This is a genomic window from Virgisporangium aliadipatigenens, assembly GCF_016863615.1.
Lineage (GTDB): Bacteria > Actinomycetota > Actinomycetes > Mycobacteriales > Micromonosporaceae > Virgisporangium > Virgisporangium aliadipatigenens.
In genome coordinates this window covers 1-20,308 of record NZ_BOPF01000014.1, presented here as the reverse complement: position 1 = coordinate 20,308, position 20,308 = coordinate 1, and the positions used below count along the sequence as shown (strand labels likewise).

14 protein-coding genes are annotated in these 20,308 nt (G+C 70.4%); 11 read left to right on the top strand and 3 right to left on the bottom strand.

The window, feature by feature from the left end; genetic code table 11:
* Positions 1 to 91: 91 nt before the first annotated feature.
* The gene (gene dnaA / locus Val02_RS20110) at positions 92 to 2,107 is read right to left on the bottom strand and encodes a chromosomal replication initiator protein DnaA (protein ID WP_203900678.1); all 2,016 of its coding nucleotides are present in this window, start codon (positions 2,105 to 2,107) and stop codon (positions 92 to 94) included.
* A gap of 461 nt (positions 2,108 to 2,568) precedes the next feature.
* Here dnaA and rpmH point away from each other — a divergent pair, with 461 nt between their 5' ends.
* The 11 genes from rpmH to Val02_RS20055 all read left to right on the top strand — a co-directional run bounded on the left by rpmH (position 2,569) and on the right by Val02_RS20055 (position 17,822).
* Positions 2,569 to 2,706, top strand: coding sequence for a 50S ribosomal protein L34 (rpmH, locus tag Val02_RS20105; RefSeq protein ID WP_203900677.1), 138 nt, complete (start codon positions 2,569 to 2,571; stop codon positions 2,704 to 2,706).
* A gap of 16 nt (positions 2,707 to 2,722) precedes the next feature.
* Positions 2,723 to 3,112, top strand: coding sequence for a ribonuclease P protein component (gene rnpA / locus Val02_RS20100; RefSeq protein WP_203900676.1), 390 nt, complete (start codon positions 2,723 to 2,725; stop codon positions 3,110 to 3,112).
* Complete coding sequence (gene yidD / locus Val02_RS20095) at positions 3,109 to 3,378, top strand: membrane protein insertion efficiency factor YidD (RefSeq protein WP_203900675.1); 270 nt, start codon at positions 3,109 to 3,111, stop codon at positions 3,376 to 3,378. Before rnpA ends, yidD begins: the two co-directional genes overlap by 4 nt.
* Complete coding sequence (gene yidC, locus Val02_RS20090; protein WP_203900884.1) at positions 3,372 to 4,427, top strand: membrane protein insertase YidC; 1,056 nt, start codon at positions 3,372 to 3,374, stop codon at positions 4,425 to 4,427. The genes yidD and yidC overlap by 7 nt, the downstream gene beginning before the upstream one ends.
* A 188-nt stretch (positions 4,428 to 4,615) precedes the next feature.
* Positions 4,616 to 5,224 carry a Jag family protein gene (locus Val02_RS20085; RefSeq protein ID WP_373317923.1) on the top strand — a complete coding sequence of 203 codons (609 nt, stop codon included), beginning with the start codon at positions 4,616 to 4,618 and terminating at the stop codon, positions 5,222 to 5,224.
* 1,649 nt (positions 5,225 to 6,873) lie between these two features.
* On the top strand, positions 6,874 to 7,317 hold the full coding sequence (locus tag Val02_RS20080) for a GNAT family N-acetyltransferase (RefSeq protein ID WP_203900674.1): 444 nt from the start codon (positions 6,874 to 6,876) through the stop codon (positions 7,315 to 7,317).
* A gap of 1,403 nt (positions 7,318 to 8,720) precedes the next feature.
* Entirely contained in the window at positions 8,721 to 10,127 is a 1,407-nt protein-coding gene (rsmG, locus tag Val02_RS48555; protein WP_203900673.1) for a 16S rRNA (guanine(527)-N(7))-methyltransferase RsmG, read from the top strand.
* 801 nt (positions 10,128 to 10,928) lie between these two features.
* Positions 10,929 to 11,738 (top strand): ParA family protein, encoded by an 810-nt coding sequence (locus Val02_RS20070; protein WP_239153217.1) that lies wholly within the window; start codon positions 10,929 to 10,931, stop codon positions 11,736 to 11,738.
* Complete coding sequence (locus Val02_RS20065; protein WP_203900672.1) at positions 11,735 to 12,772, top strand: ParB/RepB/Spo0J family partition protein; 1,038 nt, start codon at positions 11,735 to 11,737, stop codon at positions 12,770 to 12,772. The genes Val02_RS20070 and Val02_RS20065 overlap by 4 nt, the downstream gene beginning before the upstream one ends.
* A 235-nt stretch (positions 12,773 to 13,007) precedes the next feature.
* Positions 13,008 to 13,916 (top strand): hypothetical protein, encoded by a 909-nt coding sequence (locus Val02_RS20060; protein WP_203900671.1) that lies wholly within the window; start codon positions 13,008 to 13,010, stop codon positions 13,914 to 13,916.
* A 3,219-nt stretch (positions 13,917 to 17,135) separates the two neighbouring features.
* Positions 17,136 to 17,822 (top strand): GNAT family N-acetyltransferase, encoded by a 687-nt coding sequence (locus tag Val02_RS20055; protein ID WP_203900670.1) that lies wholly within the window; start codon positions 17,136 to 17,138, stop codon positions 17,820 to 17,822.
* A gap of 446 nt (positions 17,823 to 18,268) precedes the next feature.
* Here Val02_RS20055 and Val02_RS20050 read toward each other — a convergent pair whose 3' ends face one another.
* Together Val02_RS20050 and trxA are read right to left on the bottom strand one after the other, a co-directional pair.
* Positions 18,269 to 19,435 (bottom strand): N-acetylmuramoyl-L-alanine amidase, encoded by a 1,167-nt coding sequence (locus Val02_RS20050; protein ID WP_203900669.1) that lies wholly within the window; start codon positions 19,433 to 19,435, stop codon positions 18,269 to 18,271.
* Between the two features lie 471 nt (positions 19,436 to 19,906).
* On the bottom strand, positions 19,907 to 20,245 hold the full coding sequence (gene trxA / locus Val02_RS20045) for a thioredoxin (protein WP_203900668.1): 339 nt from the start codon (positions 20,243 to 20,245) through the stop codon (positions 19,907 to 19,909).
* Positions 20,246 to 20,308 lie beyond the last annotated feature (63 nt).

Genomic DNA, 20,308 nt, shown 5'->3' with positions numbered 1-20,308 from the left:
TGGGGGTAACGGTCCGAACGTGCCGCGACGCGAATCACACGTTCGGGCAGCCGGGAGTTACCGCAGGTAGATGCGGGGTGACGCGACGCGTCTACGCCGTCTGCTTGATCCGGTTGGTCAGCTCGGCGATCTGGTTGTAGAGCGACCGGCGTTCGGCCATCTGCTGACGGATCTTGCGGTCGGCGTGCATCACGGTCGTGTGGTCCCGCCCGCCGAACGCCTGCCCGATCCGGGGCAGCGACAGGTCGGTCAGCTCCCGACACAGATACATGGCCACCTGGCGGGCGTTGACGAGCACGCGCGAGCGGGAGTGGCCCTTCAGGTCGTCCAGGCTCACACCGAAGTACTCAGCCGTCGACGCCATGATCTGGTCGGCCGTGATCTCCGGACCCGACCCGTCGGGGATGAAGTCCCGCAGGACCTCCTCGGCCAGCGACAGCTGCACCGGCGAGCGGGTCAGCGACGCGAACGCCGTCACCCGGATCAGCGCGCCCTCGAGCTCCCGGATCGAGTTCGAGACCCGGGAGGCGATGAACTCCAGCACGTCCGCCGGCGCGTACAGCCGCTCCTGGGCCGCCTTCTTCTGCAGGATCGCGATACGCGTCTCGAGGTCCGGCGGCTGGATGTCGGCCAGCAGCCCCCACTCGAACCGCGTCCGCAGCCGGTCCTCCAGCGTCGCCAGCTGCTTCGGCGAACGGTCGGAGCTGATCACGATCTGCTTGTTGGCGTTGTGCAGCGTGTTGAAGGTGTGGAAGAACTCCTCCTGCGTCCGTTCCCGGTTCTCCAGGAACTGGATGTCGTCGATCAGGAGGATGTCCACATCCCGGTAGCGGCGCTGGAACGCACTGGTCTTGTCGTCGCGCAGCGAGTTGATGAAGTCGTTCGTGAACTCCTCGGTCGACACGTAGCGCACGTGGCGCGCGTTGCCGAGCTGCTGCGCGTACTGACCGATGGCGTGCAGCAGGTGGGTCTTGCCCAGCCCGGAGTCGCCGTAGATGAACAGCGGGTTGTACGCCTTGGCCGGCGACTCGGAGACCGCCACCGAGGCGGCGTGCGCGAACCGGTTCGACGAGCCGATGACGAACGTCTCGAACGTGTACTTCGGGTTGAGCCGGTTGCCGCCGGTGTCGGGCGCCGCGCCGGGGCGCCGCTCGTCGCGGCCGGTCCCCGGGCCGTGCGGGCGCTGCGCGGGCGGGCCACCGTCGTTCGCGGCCCGGGAGGCGGCCGCCGCGGCGGTGCTCGGCCCGGCGCCCCAGCTGGTCCCCGCGTCGAAGCCGGCGCGGTAGGCCGGGTCGTACCCGCGCTGCTCGTACCCCTGCGGCGGGTAGCCGGGCTGCTCGTAGCGGGCGTTCTCGTAGCCGGGCGCGTCGTACCGGGCCGGCTCGTAGCGCGCCTCGTAGCCGGGCCGGTTGTAGCCGGCGCCGTCGTATGCGGCGGGTCGATGGTCGCTCTCGTCGAAGGGCGGGCCGTCCGCCGGCCGGGCGTCGTCGGGGTCGCGCGGCCGCACCCGGCCGTCGAAGTCGAGCGCCTCCTGCACCGGCGGGCGCCGCTTGTCGCCCTTGTCGGTCGGTCGCGGCCGTCGCCCACGGGCCGGCCCGTCACCGTCCGACTCCATACTGTCCACGCCTTCGGCGGGCGGCCCGCTCACCGGCTCGGCGTCCGCGTCCCCGGCACCGTCGTGTTCCCGATCATGCGGTGGAACGTCATGAGCCGGCAGGTAGCCGTCGCGTCGCGCCTCGTAGTCGAGTGACTCCTGGGCGAGCCCGCCGCCACGGCCGGCACGCCCCTCCTCGGGCAGGTCGAACAGTCGATCCGCGGAACGCGCCACCGGCACCGCCGCGGCGTCCTCGACCGGCCGCACGGTCACGGCCACCTGGATCGGCCGGCCGAGCTGGCGCGACAGCGCCTCCGTGATGGCCGGCCGCAGCTTCGACTCGATCACGTCCCGCGTAAACGCGTCCGGCACCGACAGCAGCGCCGTGTCCTCCACGATGGCGCGAAGCCGGGTCAACCGGAGGTACGCCCGTTGGCTCGCCGACACGATCTCGTCGGCGAGCTCATCAGTGGCGGCGTCCCATACGGCTGCCAAGTCGTCGGCGTCTGCCACCGCGTACCCCCTCGCTGCTCGCGGTCAGCGTGTCACCGGAGGACGACGGGCCTCCCTCGTCATCCACAAGTTATCCACAACCTGTGTATCAACGAGTGACCCCCCGCCGATGGCCCGTCCAGTACGGACGAAATCGCGGCGATGTACAGGTACATCGTCTCGAACGACCGACCGGTGTTCGCGGTTCCGGTGGTCAGACCCTCCACACGCGCCGTGTCTGCCTGGTAGCCAAATGGATGGGATTCGCGGTACCCGGCGCGCAGCGGCAACCGGCGACGCTAACAGCGTTGTCCACAGGGCTCAACCGCTGTCCACAGGTCAAGGGTCTCCACGAGTCGTTTTGACCGGTCGGGGCGGGGTGCGTACCCTGTAACGGCCGTGTTGTCCACAGCGCGGAGAGTCGGCGTGCCCGAAGTAAGCTGCAAAGTACGCCACTGGACCACGACTTCTCGGAGCCTCACGTGAGCAAGCGCACCTTCCAGCCCAACAACCGCCGTCGTGCGAAGACCCACGGCTTCCGGCTGCGGATGCGTACCCGTGCCGGGCGCGCCATCATCAACGCCCGCCGCTCCAAGGGCCGCGACCGCCTCGCGGCCTGATCCCGGCGGAGCCCTGGTGCTGGCGGCCGCCCACCGACTGCGTCGGCGTGCCGACTTCGCCGCCACCGTTCGCGGCGGACGGCGCGCCAGCAAAGGTGCCCTGGTGGTCCACATGCTGGTCCCCGGCGTCCGGCACCCCGGTGACGACAGCGAACCGGCCCGACCGGTGGAGCCCACTCCACCCCGGGCCGGTTTCGTCGTTTCCCGAGCGGTCGGCGGCGCCACCGTGCGCAACCTCGTGAAGCGCCGGCTCCGGCACCTGATGCGCGAACGCATCGCGGCCTTCCCGTCCGGCACCACGCTCGTCGTGCGCGCATTGCCGCTGGCAAGCTCACGGACGTTCCCTCAGATGGAGAAGGACCTCGACGAGGCGCTGGCGCGGGCGACGGCGGCGAGGCGGCGATGACCTTGCCCATGCCCACGACGCGGGGTGGCCGAATCGTTGCGGCGCCCATTGTCGCGTACCGTCGTTGGGTAAGCCCGGCATTGCCGGCACGCTGTCGGTTCTATCCGTCATGCAGCGCGTACGCCCTGGAGGCGGTCGCGGTGCACGGCCCGCTCCGCGGAGTCCTGATGGCGATCCGGCGGCTGCTGCGCTGCCACCCCTTCCACCCCGGCGGGTACGACCCGGTACCGCCAGCAAGCCGAAGTGAGCCTGGAGCCGCATCGTGATGGACGCTATTTATACTGCGATCTCCTGGATCCTGCTGCGGTGGCACGATCTGTGGTCGAAGGTCCTCCCCGACGGCGAGGTCCTCGGGACCAACTGGCGCTGGATCCTCGCGATCATCTCCCTGGTGATCACGGTGCGCGTGATCCTCTTCCCGGTCTTCGTGAAGCAGATCAAGTCGCAGCGGGCCATGCAGGCGCTGCAGCCGCAGGTCAAGGCCCTCCAGGAAAAGCACAAGGGTGACCGCGAGTCCATGCAGAAAGAGCTCATGGAGCTCTACCGCAAGGAGAAGGCCAACCCGCTCATGGGCTGCCTGCCCATGTTCCTGCAGATCCCGGTCTTCCTCGGGCTGTTCCACACGCTGAAGCGGCTGGCGCCCGGCCGCGCCGAGAAGTGGCAGACGCTGTACGGCTGGACGGCGGAGCAGTTCGAGAGCGCGTCGTCGGCGAAGCTGTTCGGCTCCCCCATCCCGGCGCACTTCACCTCCACCGCCGCCGAGCTGGAGAAGCTCGGCGGCACCACGGTCGGGGTGAAGATCACGGCCGGTGTGCTGGTCGCGATCATGATCGCTACGACGTTCCTCACCAGCCGGCAGATGATCCTCAAGACCGGGTGGTCCGAGGACCCGCAGCAGCGGATGATCCAGAAGCTGATGCTGTACGGCATCCCGTTCTCGCTGCTGATCTCCGGCGGGATCTTCCCGATCGGTGTGGTCATCTACTGGACCACGCAGAACCTGTTCTCCCTCGGCCAGCAGTTCTGGGTGCTGCGCAAGTACCCGCCGCCGCCGATGGCGGGCAAGACGGGCACGGGCACGCAGAAGACCAGCGGCGGTTCGACCGCCAAGGCCGGCACCGGCAAGACGGGCACCGGCAAGGCCGGCACCGGGACGGCCAAGAAGGCCACCGGCAAGAGCCCCAACGGCAAGCCCAACCTGACCAAGAACGAGGAAACCCCGGCCGGCACCATCGGGCGCGCGCTCGCACCACGCCCCGGCGCCAAGCCGAACAACCCCAAGAAACGCGGACCGGCGCGCAGACCGGCGGGTTGATGCGACGGGCGCGGGGCCACCGACTCCGCGCCCTGGCGCTCCCCTGAGCAGACGTCAGGCTCCCCCTCTCGGGAGCCCCGAACATGCGGAGTACCAACGTGACTGATACCAGCAGCGCCTCGCCCCGCCAGGCAGAGGACGCCGACGACGCCATGGTCGCCTCGTCCGGCGACGCCGAACGCGACGACGTGCAGAACGCCGCCGCCCCGATCCTCGACGACTCCTCTTCCGCCTCCGCCGACGCGGATGAGGAAGAGGACGAGGACGAAGAGGACGGCGACGACGAGGACGACGCCGCGGAAGGCGCGGCCGCCACGGGCAAGAGCGGCAAGGGCACCGAGACGCTGTTCCGCGAGAGCGAGATCGCTGCCGACTACATCGAGGGCCTGCTCGACATCCTCGACTACGACGGCGACATCGACGAACTGGTCTCCGCCGGCCGGCCCATGGTCGAGGTCGTCGGCGGCCGGCTCAACGCCCTCGTCGGCACGCGTGGCGCCACCCTTGAGGCCCTCCAGGAACTGGCCCGACTCGCCGTGTTCCGGCAGACCGGCACGCCCAGCCGGCTGCTGCTCGACATCGGTGGCTACCGGGCCGGCCGACGCAAGGAACTCGGCGCCGTCGCCAAGAACGCCGCGGAAAAGGTCAAGGAGTTCGGCGAGCCGGTGCGCCTGGAGCCGATGAGCGCTTTCGAACGCAAGTGCGTGCACGACGTGATCAACGCGCTCGCCGGAGTCGAGAGCGAGTCGGAGGGCGTCGAACCGAGCCGCCGGATCGTGGTGCGGCCCTCGGCCTGACCAGCTGCTTCGCCAAGGGCGTCGGTGCGTGTGCGCGCCGGCGCCCTTGGCTTTTCGTTTTCGGCCCGGGGTTGGCTGCGCGGCTCGGGCTTTCGTCTGCGGCTCGGCGCGTCGGTGTGGGACGCCGTTTTCGTTGCATCAACGACGCGACGGCCGTTCGGTGCGCCATCGCGCCGCCTGGCACATCTGAGGGCGGCCGGCGTCCCCCCGCTGACGTGTGCGGCCGATCTCGCCGCCCTCGATAACTGGTGCACCGGGCGGCTGTTTCGCGGTGGCGTGGAGACCTGGTTCGGCCCGCCGGGTCGGGAAGGCGCCGCGGCCGCAGGGGCATCGGCGTGCCGCCGACCTTCCGGTAGCGACGCGCGCACCTTCACCTGTGTGCTGCGCGTGCGGCGGCGCTGAGAGGACGGCCCGCTCTCGGCGTACCCGCGCCGCGCGGGCGGCCACGCGGCGCACCGCCCGCCCGTCTCCTCAATTCGTGCATCGCCGACCCGAGGCGGCTCGGCCACGCATAGCGGCCGTCCGGGATCTCGGCTCGACCGGGGTGCTCCACTCGCACCGGTCGCGCGCCGGCTGACACGAAGCCCGACGGGTAGCTCGACACCACGGCTTCGCACCCACCACCCGCGCCGCCGACCGTGCGTTCGAGGATCGTGTGCATCCCCGTCGGCGCCGCTCGTCTCTGCGTGCCGTGACACTTGCCGCGCCTTCCCCTATCGCGCCGTCGAGAGTCGAAGCGACCGGCGCCATGAACCCGGTAGCCCGCCGACGCACGCACCTACAGGCGGATCGCTTACCGGCAAAGCGCGCTTCGAACGGCTCACCGGCCTGTCTCCCCTCGATCCGGAGATCCGCGAGTCCCGGGAGCGAAACGATCCGTCCGGCCGATCCGGGGCGTCCAGCCGGGACGCGCGCATTCGGTAAGCGGCCGTGGCGGGAGTTGCCGACTCGACCTCCGAGGCGGGTCCGAAGCTTCTCTTGGGTGCGTTGCGCGCTATGGAGTCGCGCCCGCCCGGGATGCCCTCGTGGCGTATCACCTGCCCTCCGACCCGGCCCGCGTGGCTCGCGATACGCCGGGCACCCGCGTCGTCCTGCCGCGAGCCGGGTCCCGCGTCTCGCGTCCCGGGCCGAGTGTCGTCGTCCTGCGCCGAGCGTCGAGCGCGGTTGTGGTGGGCGCTGCGCCTAGCGCCGTCGTACTACGCGTTCGTCCTGGGCGCTGCGCCAAGCGCCGTCGTGCTGCGCCGAGCGTCGAGCGCGCTCGTCGTGGGGTCTGCGCCGAGCGCCGTCGTGCTGCGCCGAGCGTCGAGCGCGTTCGTCCTGGGGTCTGCGCCAAGCACCGTCATGCTGCGCCGAGCGTCGTGGCCCTGGGTCGAGGCCCGTCGTGCTGTGTCGAGCGCCGAGTGCGTTCGTCCTGGGGCTGCGTCGAGCGCGGTCGTGCTGCCGCCGATGCGCCGTAGCTGGGCCTCGAGCGGCGTAGGAGGCGCGTTGTGGATCGTCGTTGGTGGCGCGTGTCGGGGGCGCCGAATTCGGCGATGCGTCCCCGCGGCGCCTCCTCGTTGAAGCCGGGCCGTACCGGATGCGCTCTCGCCGGAGCGGCTCGCAGGTCGCGGCCGTCCATCCGGTCGTCGACGGCTTCCTATACTCGCCCGGTGCAGATCGTTGTCCGACCGGCGGTCCAAGACGACCTGCCCGCGCTGCTGGAGCTCTACGCCGAACTGCATCCCGCCGACCCGCCACTGGCGACGCACACCGCGACCGAGGTCTGGCGTGCCGTCGAGGCGCAGGCCGGCCGGACGATACTGGTCGCGGAGGCCGGAGCGGCCCTTGCCGGCACAATCGACTGCACTGTGCTGCCGAACTTCACGCGCGCCGCCCGGCCGTTCATGTTGGTCGAGAACGTCGTCGTCAGCGCCGGGTACCGGCGGGCCGGTGTAGGTACCGCGCTGATGGAGGCCGCGGTGCGCCTGGCTCGGCAGGCGGGGTGTTACAAGGTCCAGCTGCTGTCGCGGACTGATCGCAAAGGCGCGCACGCGTTCTATGAGGCGCGCGGATTCCGAGCGGCCGCCCAGGGGTACCGCCTCTACTTCGACTGAGGCCACGTGCGCCGAACGGGCACGGGCGGTACCCGGCTGCCGGCGGCAGTCCAGGCACCCCGAACGGGTCGGGGCGGCCGGTCGCGCCACCGCACGACGCTGGGCCCCGGCGTCCTGGCCTTCATCGCGGCTGGCGGAACACCGCTCGCCTGCGGGGATCGCGGCGTGAATCGAGTCCGGCGTGCCTCTGTGGAGCAGAGCTGAGGCGAGTCCGGTCGGGCGCGAGCGAGATCTTTTGAGCCGACGAGCGGCGGTGGCGTGTTGTGCGGGCGGCTCGGCGCGGGTTGAACGCGGTGCGTGTTGAAACGTGGCGCGGGTTGAACGTGGCGCGGGCTGAGCATGGGTGCGTGCTGGCGCGGATTAGGCAAGGGCGGCACGCGCTTCCCGGGCTGCCCCCCTCGCGAGGATGAGGGACTCGACGGGTGAGCCCGATCGACGCGGGTGGCCGAGGGCACACCAAGCGGGTTTCTGGCTGAGCATGCGCGGGGTTGGCTTTGGCGAGAGCTTTGTGGCGCGAGTCGGCGCGGGGTGTGCGTGACACCGGTGGCCGTGGCGCCGGTGGCCGGGGTGTCGGGTGGTTATGGCGCCGGTGGCGACGGGCCGGGTGTGCGTGGCGCCGGTGAGCGCGTCGCGATGAGCATGGCGCGGATAGGCATGGTGACGGTGTGCGTGGCGCGGGACGGACGCGGCGTGGGTCGGTGTCCCCGGTGTGGTCCTCGTCTTCGGGCCAGCCGATCCAGTCATGATCCATGTGTCACCCCTGAACCTCGCCCGGGTCGACGTGGCGCTAGTGGCACCGGCGCGGTGAGCCTGGTGCGGGCGGAGCGCGGCGCGGGTTCGCGTTAGTCAGCGTGAGCGCGGGGTTGCACCGGCTCGACGGGATTCCGGCGTGAGCGCGGGTTGCGCCGATGCTCCGGTTCGCCTGTGACACGGGTTGGCTCGGCGTCCGGTGCGGTGTCGGCATGGATGCTCGCGCGCTCTTTGGATCAGGCCGACTCGCGTGGGCGCGCATTGTTCGGATCCGGCCTCCGTCCGGCCGAGTGCGCGAGCGCGGGTGATCGCGCGTGAGAACCCCAGGACGGGAGCGCCGCAGTCGACGTTGCCCTACTCCGCTCGCCGGCCCGCACGTTGGTGCGCGTCCTTCCTCCTCGCTCCTCATCCGTTGCCACGTATCCGGTGCCACGTAGGACGGGCCGACCTTCTAGGCGCGCTGATCGTGGATTCACGTGAAACATCGCGGCCGGCGGACCGTGGCCGGCGCGCCCATTGAGGATGGTTCCGCCGAGGCGGTCGATGTTCCCGGTGGGGCGTGTGATTGCGTTGGGCGGACGCGCGCCGGATCGGGCGCGGGTCGCGTGTGGGTGGCGGTCGCGAGTGTGCGGGCGCGGATCGGAAGGCATGTGATGAGCAACGAAATCGGCCCGGACGAGCGCGAGTTCGTGGCGCGCGCGACGGACTCGGGAGACGCGGCCGATGCGTCACCGGCCCCTCCGCCCGAACTCGCGCCGGCGGCGCAGGCCCTGTTCGGCGAACGGCTTCCGCTGGCGATCCGGTACGCGGAGTTGCTCATGACGGACGGCGTGGTTCGGGGTTTGATCGGTCCACGAGAGGCGCCGCGCATCTGGGAGCGCCACATCCTGAATTGCGCCGCCATGAGCGGTTTAGTGTCTTCTGGGGCATCTATAGTAGACATCGGCTCAGGGGCCGGTTTGCCCGGTATCGTCCTTTCAGTGGCCCGCCCTGATCTCACCATCACGCTGATCGAGTCTCTGGCTCGACGGACGGCGTTCCTGGATGAGGTCGTGGACGAGTTGGGCCTCACCGGCGTCACGGTCATGCGGGCGCGGGCCGAGGAATGCGTCGACCGGCTGCCTCGCCAGGACTACGTGACCGCGCGGGCGGTCGCGCCGCTCGACCGGCTCACGGGATGGGCGCTACCCCTGCTTCGGACCGGTGGTCACCTGCTGGCGCTCAAGGGAGCGTCGGCCGGTGAGGAGGTCGTCGAGCACGCGGCTGCGGTGCGGCGACTCGGCGGAGCCGAACCCACCGTCCAGGAGTGCGGTGTGGGCGTCATCGAGCCACCCGCGATCATCGTGGACGTTCGCCGGGTCTCCGAGGAGCCGCGCCGGGCCGCTGCTCGCCGCGCGGCAACGAAGGAGCGCCCCGCCTCCGGTGAAGGCTTCGGCTCGGGTGAAGGCCGGCGGCCGGATGGCGTCGGCAAGTGGGCCGGCGGTGCCGGACGCGGGCGTTCCTCCACCCCGGACCGCGAAGGCCGTCAGGGCTTCGCCCCAGCGGACCGCGAGGGCTCGCCACGCTCGGGCCGCCGCGACTCCCCCGGGGCGGACCGTGGTCGGCCGTCGGACTCGGGGCGCCCGCACAACTCCGCCCCTGACCGCGATGCTTCTAGGCGCTCGGGCCGCCGCGGCGAGGACGGGACGGATGAGGGCTCGAGCCGTCGACGCGATGACCGAACGGCTTCCGACGGTTCGCGACGCTCAGAGTATCGGGGTGAAGGCCCGGCGGAGCGCGGCTGGCAGCGCCGGGGTGACGGCCCGACGACTCGTAGCGGCTCGCGGCGCTCGGGTGGCCGAGGTGGTGACGTGGCGGACCACGGCTCGCAGCGCTCGGATCCCCGTGGCGGGGACGTTCCAAGGGGCGGGTTTGCTCCCGGGCGAGGAGCGGGCTCCGGAAGTGATGAGGGCTTCGGGCGGGTGCGGAAATCGCCGCCCGGTGGCCGTCGACCGGGTCGAGGGGATGCGGGTGAGTCGGGTGCTCAACGACGTTCCCACAAAGGAGACGGCGAGATGTGATCACGTCGCGCGGTAGGCGCGGCGACGGGGGAGGTCGGAGCGGGTGGCACCGCGACGGCCGTTGAAAGGCGGGGGAATAACAGAATGTGGCGCAGGGCGTCGGGGGGCGTCGGCTGGCCGGGAGGCGGCGGCGCGCGCTGCGGCGGGGGTATGGGACTGGTACCGGGGTTTCTCGTGTTCGTTCCCTCTCACGGGGCGGCGTTTCGCGCGGAGGGGCGTAGCACGGCCCGGTCCTCCGCCGTAGGCTGGCCGCGCGTCGGATGTACGGGCTCCAATGAGCCGCGCGTCGTTGCTAAGGGCGACCAACCCGGCGTGGACGACGACCATCCATTGGTACAGAACGGGACTGACACGGTGCGCGACAGTGGAAATTCTCCCGCGCGGGACCCCGAACCTCCGTTGGCGGATCTCACCGTTTCACGTGAAACCGAGACCGTGGAACACACCGAAGTCACGGGGGCGGTGGGTCCTCGGGTGATGGGGCGCGCCACTGCCCCCCATCAGGTCGCGGTAGCTGATCCAGAACTGTCGGCCGTGCCGCCCGCGCAACGGGCCGGTACGCTCTACGGCCGTGGGGCGCCCGCGGTCGGGCCGGCATGGACGGGGCCGAGCGGCGACGAATCCGGGCAGGACGGTCCCACGCGGGCTGTGACTCCCCCCGGCCCGCCCTCGCACGGCGAACCAGCGGAGGCCGACGTGACCGATGCCTACGTTTCACGTGAAACCGAGCCGGACGATCCCCCGCTGGCCCAGGAAGCGAAGCGAGCGGTGGAAATTCTCAATCCCAGCGGTGAGGTCCAGATGCCCCGTCCGCCAAAGCGCAGGATCATCTGCGTGGCGAACCAGAAGGGTGGCGTCGGCAAGACGACCACCGCCGTGAACGTGGCGGTCGCGCTCGCGCTCCACGGCAACCGAGTCCTGGTCATCGACCTCGACCCGCAGGGGAACGCCTCCACCGGCCTGAACGTTCCCCATCACTCCGGTGTGCCGGACGTGTACCAGGCCCTCATCGAGGGTGTGCCGCTCGATAACGTCACCCAGGCCGTGGAGGAAATCCCGAACCTCTGGGCCGTACCCGCCACCATCGACCTCGCCGGCGCGGAGATCGAACTCGTCTCCGTCGTAGCTCGCGAGTCGCGGCTCAAGCGGGCGATCGACGGCTCCGCCGCCACGTACGACTACATCTTCATCGACTGCCCGCCCTCTCTCGGCCTCCTCACCGTGAACGCCCTCGTGGCGACCGAAGAGGTCATGATCCCGATCCAGTGCGAGTACTACGCGCTGGAGGGCGTCAAGGCGCTCACCGAGAACATCGAGATGATCCGGTCGCACCTCAACCCCATCCTGAACGTCAGCACGGTCCTGCTGACGATGTACGACCGGCGGACCCGGCTCGCCGACCTGGTCGAGCAGGACGTGCGCGCCCACTTCGGTGCCAAGTGCCTCAACGCCGTCATCCCCCGGAACGTCCGAGTGTCTGAAGCTCCTAGCTACAGCAAGTCCGTCATGACATACGATCCGGGCTCTCGTGGCGCGGTGAGTTACTTCGAGGCGGCACAGGAGATCGCCCTGCGCGGTGCGCAGCGGGCTCAGACCGGAGGCATGGCATGAAGAGTTCGCGACGCGGTGGTCTGGGGCGGGGTCTCGGCGCCCTGATCCCGACCGCTCCCCCGGCGGAAGAGTCGGGAGGAGCGACGTCGGTGGCCACTGTGGAGCCGCCCCCGACGGTTCCCCAACCCGCTCCCCCGAGCGACGCCGCCATCTCCGCGCCGATTCAGGTTTCTTCGGTGGAACCGGCACCGAGTCAGCTCGCGCCCGTTCCCGGTGCACGGTTCGCCGAGATCAGGGTTGACGCGATCGAACCCAACCCGAAGCAGCCGCGGCAGTACTTCGACGACGAGGCGCTGGATGAGCTGAAGGCCTCGATCGAGGAGGTCGGGTTCCTCCAGCCGGTGGTCGTGCGGGAGCTCGGTTCCGGCAAGTACGAGCTCGTCATGGGCGAACGCCGTTGGCGCGCCGCGAAGGCACTGGAGCGTGAGGTCATCCCGGCGATCGTTCGGGAGACGCGGGACGACGCCATGCTCCGGGACGCCCTCCTGGAGAACATCCACCGCGCCAACCTCAACCCGCTCGAAGAAGCGGCGGCGTACCAGCAGCTGCTGGAGGAGTTCGGCGCCACCCACGAGGAACTGGCAAGGCGCATCGGGCGCAGCCGGCCGCAGATCTCCAACACGATCCGCCTGCTGAACCTGCCGGCACACGTTCAGCTCCGGGTCGCGTCCGGCGTGCTCTCGGCGGGGCACGCACGGGCACTCCTCGGTATCGAGGATCACGACAAGCAGGAGGAGCTCGCGAAGCGGATCGTGGCGGAGGGGCTCTCCGTTCGCGCCACCGAAGAACTCGTGACCCTCATGAACGCCGACGACAGCGGCAAGAAGTCGACTCCCGCCCAGCGACGCGCGAAGCCCCACGCGCCCGCGCTGACCGATCTGGCGGACCGGCTCTCGGACCGGTTCGACACCCGGGTGAAGGTCGACATCGGCCGGCGCAAGGGGCGGATCACGATCGAGTTCGCGACCGTGGACGACCTCGAGCGCATCGTCGGGATCATCGGTATGGAAGAGCAGCAGCGCCAAGCCGAGTAGCAACGCGCGGGAACACCGCGAATGAACGACCGAGGCGGCCGGGGTTAACCCCGGCCGTTTTGTTGTCCACAGGCTCTTTCCACAGGGCGGCCCCGTTTCACGTGAAACGGCCGGTCGGACGCGGTGTGCGCCTGTGGATACGGAGTACGGATGGCCCCCAGCTAGGCCGAGACAGGGGAACGACATAGGCACGCAGGTCGGCTAAGTTTGGCTCGTGTCGGACGCACCCCTCCCCATGCCTGCGTTTACGTCGTGGCCGACGTTCCCCTTCGAAGGTGACCTCAGGGTCAAGCCGCTGGAGGAGCCGGCCGATGTCGAGCCGCCGCGCCACGGCGAGGATCCAGCCGAGTGCAGTGCCTGCCGGGCTCCCGACGAGGCGTACATCTGGGTGAGCGAACGCTGGCGCGTGCGTGCGCTCGACCGCCCGACCGGGCTCCCCATGGTGCTGATCCTGGAGTCCCGTTCGCACCTCGATCTCGGCGACCTGCCGAACCTTCTCGCGGCGGAGCTGGGCGTGCTCACCGTTCGGCTGGAGCGCGCTGTGCGCTCGCTGGACGGCGTCGCACGGGTCCACGTGAACCGTTGGGGCGACGGCTCCGCGCACCTGCACGTGTGGTTCCTGGCGCGGCCGTTCGGGCGGCTGCAGCTGCGGGGCACATTCCTTTCGCTGTGGGACGACATCCTCCCCCGCATCCCCGAGCCGGTCTGGCGGGAGAACCTGGCCCTCGTCGCGGAGTGGCTGGCGGAGTTCGGCGGGAAGGCACTCGCGGAGCCGCCGCACATCGACTGGCAGACGCCGGTGAGCTTCAGCGCTCCGGCACAGCGCGACTCCGCCTCGCCGGACGGCACAGAGGAGCTGGCGCACGGCGCGGTGGTCTCTGACGGGGCCGGCCAGCTCGAGACGATCGACGACAGCACCTCGCCCGGAACGCCCCCGGCCGGCTCCTCCGGCAGAGGCGCAGGCGCCTCAACGTCGACCGGCTCCCCGACGGCGTCGAACGCGTCGGAAGGCTCAACTGGCCCCGCGGTCGCGTCGACCGCGGCTCCGGGAGCTGGAGCCTTCGGGGCGACGGCGGCGGCGGCCGCCACTGGACCATCAGACGCCACAACCGGAACGGCCCCAGACAAGCACCGATCGGGTTGAGCACGTGGTGGCTCGGCTGAGGAGACCCCGACAGGACTCACGGCGACGCTCCGAACGGCTCGGTTTCACGTGCAACGCTTCACGGCGACCTCAACCCGCGCGACCCGTGACCGAGCCGCTCGTGGTTGCCCGGGAAGCACTCGGCTGGTCAGCGCCTGAGCCGGGGTCAGCCGGCATCGCGGGCCTATACCGCCCGCCCCGCGCCCGGCACTCTTCGGTGAAGCTGCCGCCTTGGTGCGGCGCAGCCCGACGTCGAATACGGGCCGGGCAAGCGCGCTGTAGACGGTCGGACGGCAGGGTCGGGGTCAGCAGTCCACCAGCCAGAGCACGTCAACGTTGCGCTCGATGACGATCACCGAGCTCCATCGGCCACCTGCTGCGGGTGTTCGACCGGCTGCGCTATGGGCGGTCGGCGATGACGTCACGGACGTCAAAGACGGCAAGAGAAGCCCAACCATGTGGGTGGGTGGCGTGCTGCTGGGGCCGGCACCGGACGCGCTGATCAGCTGCCCGACGGCGGCTACTTCGGGGTCATGAGCGACAACCTCGACCGGGACACTCCCTAACCGGCGATATCGGAGCCGCCCACGAGGTGGGCAAAGCCGGTGCCAGCGACCCGCGGGTCCCGCACGTCCACCGGCACGGGTCGTGCGGCTCCTACGCCGGCACCGCGATTGGAGGCTCGATGGACGGGGCATTCGGCGGGGACCTCGCCGCGCCGACGTCGACTTCGGGGTGCCCCCGCCGATGCCCGACCCCGGCACCGACTCCATGGGTGCGCGTGCAGAGGCTCGCCGCCAACGTCATCACCACTGGAGGCGATCGCGGTATGCAGGAGTACGGCCTGCGGCCGCGAGCGAGGAGTACGGCCGTGGCGGCCGCGGTGTAGCTGGCGCGGACTCCGCTTCGACTTGGCCGAACCAGCGGCTCAGGGGTGTGGGTAGGCCGTGGTCGGTCGTCGGGCTTGGGCCAGCCAGCTCGGTTGCTTGTTTGCGCTCGTCGAAGAGTCGACACCTCGCGAGCGGGGCCTTGTCGACGGCGTACAGACTTGGCGTCGCCTTCCTGCTCGCGGCGTCCCCACGCATCTACCGGTGAGCGCGCTCGTCTTTGGGCACGTGCTTCGCGGAAAGGAGCCCATCCAGGCTCAGGTCACTTCGCGATCCGGAACTGATGTAGACACGCGGCACCTCGCGACCTATGGCACGTCGCGGCGTGTGCCCATCGAGAGTGCGGGTCACCTGGCCGGCGAGGATCTCTCCCAGAACACGGAGCTTCGAAGGAGTTGAGCACACGGAACTTCGAGGGATCCGAGCCCTTCCGGCCTCTGGACCTTCGGACACTCGAGCCTCCACATCGAGGGCTGCGTCGAAGGTCTCCAAGAGAACGCGGTTGTTGTCCACGAGGGACTCGCCAAGCCGTGGATCCGGCGACGTCTGCGCAATCGTCGAGCCGGCTGCCGGTGCTGTCCTTCCACGAACAGCGCCTTGATCGAGTCGGGTGGGACGAGCGTCTTGACCGTCGGGCCGCTCCACCGACGCCGCGCTTATGACGCCGGCATCGTCTCTTGCCCGACGATGTCGCCCGGGCCTCGGTGAAAGTCGCGGCCGCCGCGACCGGCCCGGATGCGCACCGCCGTGATGCGCATCGCCGTCGTGCTGCTGCCGGCTGGGCGCTCTCCCCGCCCGCTCCCCGCTTGCTCGACACCTGATGCCCACCGCCCGACAGGCGAATGCCTCCGACGCCTACACGTGCCGGTGACCCCGGGCCGCACCTCGTGCCAGCGGGCTTGCTCCGGCGAGTAGCGCTGGAAGGACATCAGACGTCATCCGTCCGACACCGCCGTGCCGATGATGCGACGCCGACACCGCCGTGCCGATGATGCGACGCCGACACCGCTGTGGCGACGGTGCGGCGCCGACAATGCCCGCGACGATGCCACCCGTGCAGACACCGCCGTGCCCATGACGCGGCACGAGACCATCGTGCCGACGATGCGGCGTCGCCGACGCAACCCGTGCCGATGACGCGGCTGTGACCCGGCCGTGCCGAGGATGTAGTGCCGCCGACGCGGTGCCGAGTGCTTGCGGCGAGCTGTGACCCGGTGAGCGTCATGTCCTGTATCCGGGCGGCCACGCCGTCGTCGTCGACCCGCCGCCGACGGGCCATGTGTGGATCAACGTCGACGCCACGAATGCCGCGCCGGCGGTGCAGCTGATCGCGAGTGGCCGAGAGGTCCCCCGCAACCGCCCCAGGCGGCCGATCCAACCGTCCAGGCAGCAGAAAAATACGTTACGACAGAGCCTCTGAGCTGCAGAGTCTCTCCGATCCCTCGAACCGCTCTCCGGAAACCCGCATCAGCGCCCGCACTACCTTTTCGCCGCGCGAGCACCGATCACGCGACGAGTACATCCCCGACGAGTCGGCGAGCGCTCCGACGAACCGAAGCGACGCGCCCCGACCCGCGCCCACACCAATCGGCGCCCGACGGCGCACGAACTCACGAGCGGCCGGCCGCACGGCCACCAGGACGGCACCGACGCGCCCTCTGCTCGGCAGAGCACGGCTGCGGCCAGAGACCGGACGCCGCCACACTGACCGTCGCCGACGCCCTGACCGATGAGCGGCGCACGCACGGGTGCGCGCCGTGGTCCCCGGGCACGGCGGCGTATATGGGCGGACACCTAACGAGAGTGCCTCGATCCGTGTTCGGACGTCGGGCGGACTTTAGATGGAGCGGTGCGGCAATCTCGAGCGGCCGACCGCGACTGCGAGACAACTGCTGCATCTCCGGACAGTCCGCCGAATGACGGCGCCGTCGTGGAGCGCCTGTTCCATCACCCTCCGGCACGCGCGGCGGACGTGCTGCCCTGGGTCGTCGCCGGGATCATCGGGTCGCCGAGGTCGTGGGCCTCCGGGTAGCCGCCGCACGACGGCAGGGCGGCGGCGTTGAGATGTCCCCCTGTCGAGCGCGCGGGATGTGGGCTACGGTCCAGCGTCAGGACCTTTCATCTGTCGGCGCTCGGCGGCCGATCCGGTCAGCACGGGACGCGTTCGACCAGTACGTTCCTGTAATCAACTGAGTGCCCATATCGCAGATTCTGGGACAAATAGCGGCTACACCTCGCACCGTTCCGTCACGCGGCGTACGATCTGGTGCTTGGGACGGCCGACACGCCTCAGCCGGACTACCCGAATCATCACGATCGGATGGACCGCCGCATGTCTCGACGTCTGGTCAATCTGACCCTCGACACCCTTGAGGATCTTCCCCGCTCCTGCCGCCAGTGCGTGTTCTGGGAGCTCGACCCGGTTTCCGCCGAGCGTGCGTGTGCCGCCGGCGACCCGGCTCTCGAAAAGGAAGCGTGGGTCTCCCAGACGCTGCTCGAGTGGGGTTCCTGCGGGAAGCTCGTCTACGTCGACGGCATGGCGGCCGGTTATGTGATGTTCGCGCCGCCGGCCTACGTGCCGCGGTCGATGGCGTTCCCGACGTCGCCGGTGTCACCGGATGCCGTGCTGCTGACGACGGCGCACGTGGTGTTGCCGTTCGCCGGTGGGGGGCTCGGGCGGATGCTGGTGCAGGGCGTCGCGCGGGATCTGACGAAGCGCGGGGTCAAGGCGATCGAGGCGTTCGGCGACGCGAAGTTCGGTGAAGCGGACGATGATCCCCGGGTGCCGGAGCGGTCCGGTGGATGTCTGGCGCCGGCGGACTACTTCCTGTCGGTGGGCTTCAAGACGGTGCGGCCGCATCCCCGGTACCCGCGCCTGCGGTTGGAGTTGCGCACCGCGTTGTCGTGGAAGTCCGATGTCGAGTACGCGCTGGAGAAGCTGCTGGGCTCGATGACGCCGGACGCGCTGCTGCGCCCGGTCCGCCCGGCCACCCGCACGTCCACCTCCGCCGCCGTCTGAGCCGACCCCACGCCGGCCCTCGGGTGGGCCGGCGCCGAGCTGCTGGGCGAGCGGATGCCCGGCCGCGGCCTTCGACGGATCGGCCGATGACGCCCATGAAGCGATGAAGCCGCAGGCGCCCATGAAGCCCATGACGCCGATAAAGCCCATGACGCCGAAGGCGCCTATAAGCCGATGACGCCTGCCGTTCTTGAAGAACGACCCGCGCCGGCCGGTGGCTGCCCGGCGGGAACGGCCGGCTCGGATCGCCGATGTCCCACAGCTGCCGCCCATAGAAGCCGTGTCGGCGGACCAGCGGGCAACTGGGACAGCAAGCGCCACCCTTCGGGAGAGGCCGCGACATGGCCAGGATGCGCGCCATCCTCGGAGCGGGCTCCGCACCGCAGTCGGTGCGGACCACCCCGCCGTCCCGGGACCCAGCGCATCCCAGGAGCGAAGAAGCAGGCCTACTCCGCCAGCGCCGCCGTCAGCTCCCGCAGGCGGGTGACGTCGATCGAGCCGGTCGGCACGTCGGACTCCTCGCGGAAGTACATGCGCTGGACAGCGGCCATCATGGCCTCCACCACCCGGTCGCGGAACGCCGGATCCACAAGACGTTCCCGATCAAGGGGTGAAGTCAGGTAACCGACGTCGACCCGGACGGCCGGCATCCGGGTGAGTCGGAGAATGTCCCAGCTCTTGGGGTGGATGCGGCAGTCGCGCATCCCGGTCCGCGCGACGATCTCGCGCTGAACGAGCCCGGCGAGCCGCTCCCCCACGGTCGACGAGACACCGCCGGAGATCGAACCGAAGTGGTAGGCGGCCACGCCGTCGGCGGCCGGGTCGGTATGGGCGTCCACGTGGATGGAGATGAACAGGTCGGCGCCGAGCTCGTTGGCGAGCCGGACCCGGTCGCGGTCGGTCAGCTCGGTGGCCTGGGTGGGGCCGCGGGTCAGGTGGACGCGCATGCCGGCGGCGGCCAGCCGGCCCTCGAGCCGGGCGGCGAGGTCCCACGCCAGGTCGGCCTCGGTCCAGCGCAGGATGCCGTCGGGCACCACGACACCGGGGTCGGGGCCGCCGTGTCCGGCGTCGATGATGATGCGCTTGCCGACGAGGGCCGGTCCGGAGGAGCGGAACGCCACACTCTCGCGCAGCAGCTGCGGCCGCCCGCCGACGACCTTGCGCCCGAGCCGGCGCAGCGCGTGCTGCGTCTGCGGCCCGCAGGCGCCGTCCGGCGAGAGCCCGACCTCACGCTGGAACTGCCCCACCGCCTTCGCGGTCCGGTCGCCGTACACGCCGTCGGGGCGGCCCGCGTCGTAGCCCATTTCGAGGAGGCGTTCCTGGAGCTGGCGCACGTCGTCGCCGACGATGGGCTCCGACACGGCGTAGTAGAGCGCACGCTGCCCGAGACGCCACCGTGCGGCGTCGAGAGCCTGCCAGGTCTCGATACCCACGACGCCGTCCGCGGAGAGCCCACGGCTCTGCTGGAAGGCCCGGACGGCCCGTTCCGTCGCCGCGTCGAACTCGTCGCCGGCGCCGGTTACGTCAGCGGCCGGCAGTAGGGTCAGCGTGGTCAGGATGTCGCGGATCTCCGCAACGGCCATACCGGTCTCACCGCGTCGGATCGGGCGCATTCGTCCGGCCTCCTTCAACCACCCTGTGGCGAAACGCAACGGTTTGGGCATCTCGGCGGAGCGTACCGGCACCGTTGCCGCCGCGCCCGCCGACCATGGGGCGCCCCTGCTCGGGGCCGCCGCGGGTGGCAAGCGCGCGCCGGGCGGTATCCCAGGGTCCGTGGTGCGCAGTCCGACCGACCTGGCACCGACCGGCCTCCGCCACAGGCCTCGCCCCCTGTCAGACATGATCGTCGGCGCCGTCCACAAACGTCGTCGACGCGGCGCGCATGGCCGATTCCCGTCCAGCCGACCACCGAACCGCTGCGGCGGGCCGGAGACCGTCCCGCCGATCCGGCCGGCCCGTGGGCCAAAGTCGAAACCGCAGCTCGTCGTGGTGCGGCGGTAGCACCTGAACTGAAGATCACCATAAGCACGCGCCCCGGCCGGGACAATCATCCGTCCCGCCGGGGCGCCTATCAGAAAGCGGTCTTACACGGCCGTCTTGGCCGGGGCGTCCAGCGCCGACTTGATGAGCCGCACGAGATCTCCCTTGGGCCGCGCGCCGACGACCTGCTTCACCGGCCGCCCGGACCGGAACATCGTCAGCGTCGGCACGGACATCACCTGGTACGCGCGGGTCACCTCGGGGTTGGCGTCGATGTCGACCTTCACGATCTCGACCTCGTCGCCGAGTTCACGCGACAGTTCCTCGAGCAGCGGGGCGACCTTGCGGCACGGCTGGCACCAGTCCGCCCAGAAGTCGACCAGCACGGGCTTGTCGGCCCGCAGTACTTCGCTGCTGAACGAGGCGTCGGTGACGGCCTTCATCAGTTCCCCTCTCCGGATTCCAGCGATGCGATGTAGCGCTCGGCGTCCAGGGCAGCGGCACAG

Coding starts and splice junctions, on each gene's coding strand:
- Val02_RS20055 (WP_203900670.1), top strand. CDS start 17,136: ATGTCTCGACGTCTGGTCAATCTGACCCTCGACACCCTTGAGGATCTT.
- yidD (WP_203900675.1), top strand. CDS start 3,109: ATGACCTTGCCCATGCCCACGACGCGGGGTGGCCGAATCGTTGCGGCG.
- Val02_RS20050 (WP_203900669.1), bottom strand. CDS start 19,435: ATGCGCCCGATCCGACGCGGTGAGACCGGTATGGCCGTTGCGGAGATC.
- Val02_RS20070 (WP_239153217.1), top strand. CDS start 10,929: ATGCCCCGTCCGCCAAAGCGCAGGATCATCTGCGTGGCGAACCAGAAG.
- rsmG (WP_203900673.1), top strand. CDS start 8,721: ATGAGCAACGAAATCGGCCCGGACGAGCGCGAGTTCGTGGCGCGCGCG.
- trxA (WP_203900668.1), bottom strand. CDS start 20,245: ATGAAGGCCGTCACCGACGCCTCGTTCAGCAGCGAAGTACTGCGGGCC.
- Val02_RS20065 (WP_203900672.1), top strand. CDS start 11,735: ATGAAGAGTTCGCGACGCGGTGGTCTGGGGCGGGGTCTCGGCGCCCTG.
- Val02_RS20060 (WP_203900671.1), top strand. CDS start 13,008: ATGCCTGCGTTTACGTCGTGGCCGACGTTCCCCTTCGAAGGTGACCTC.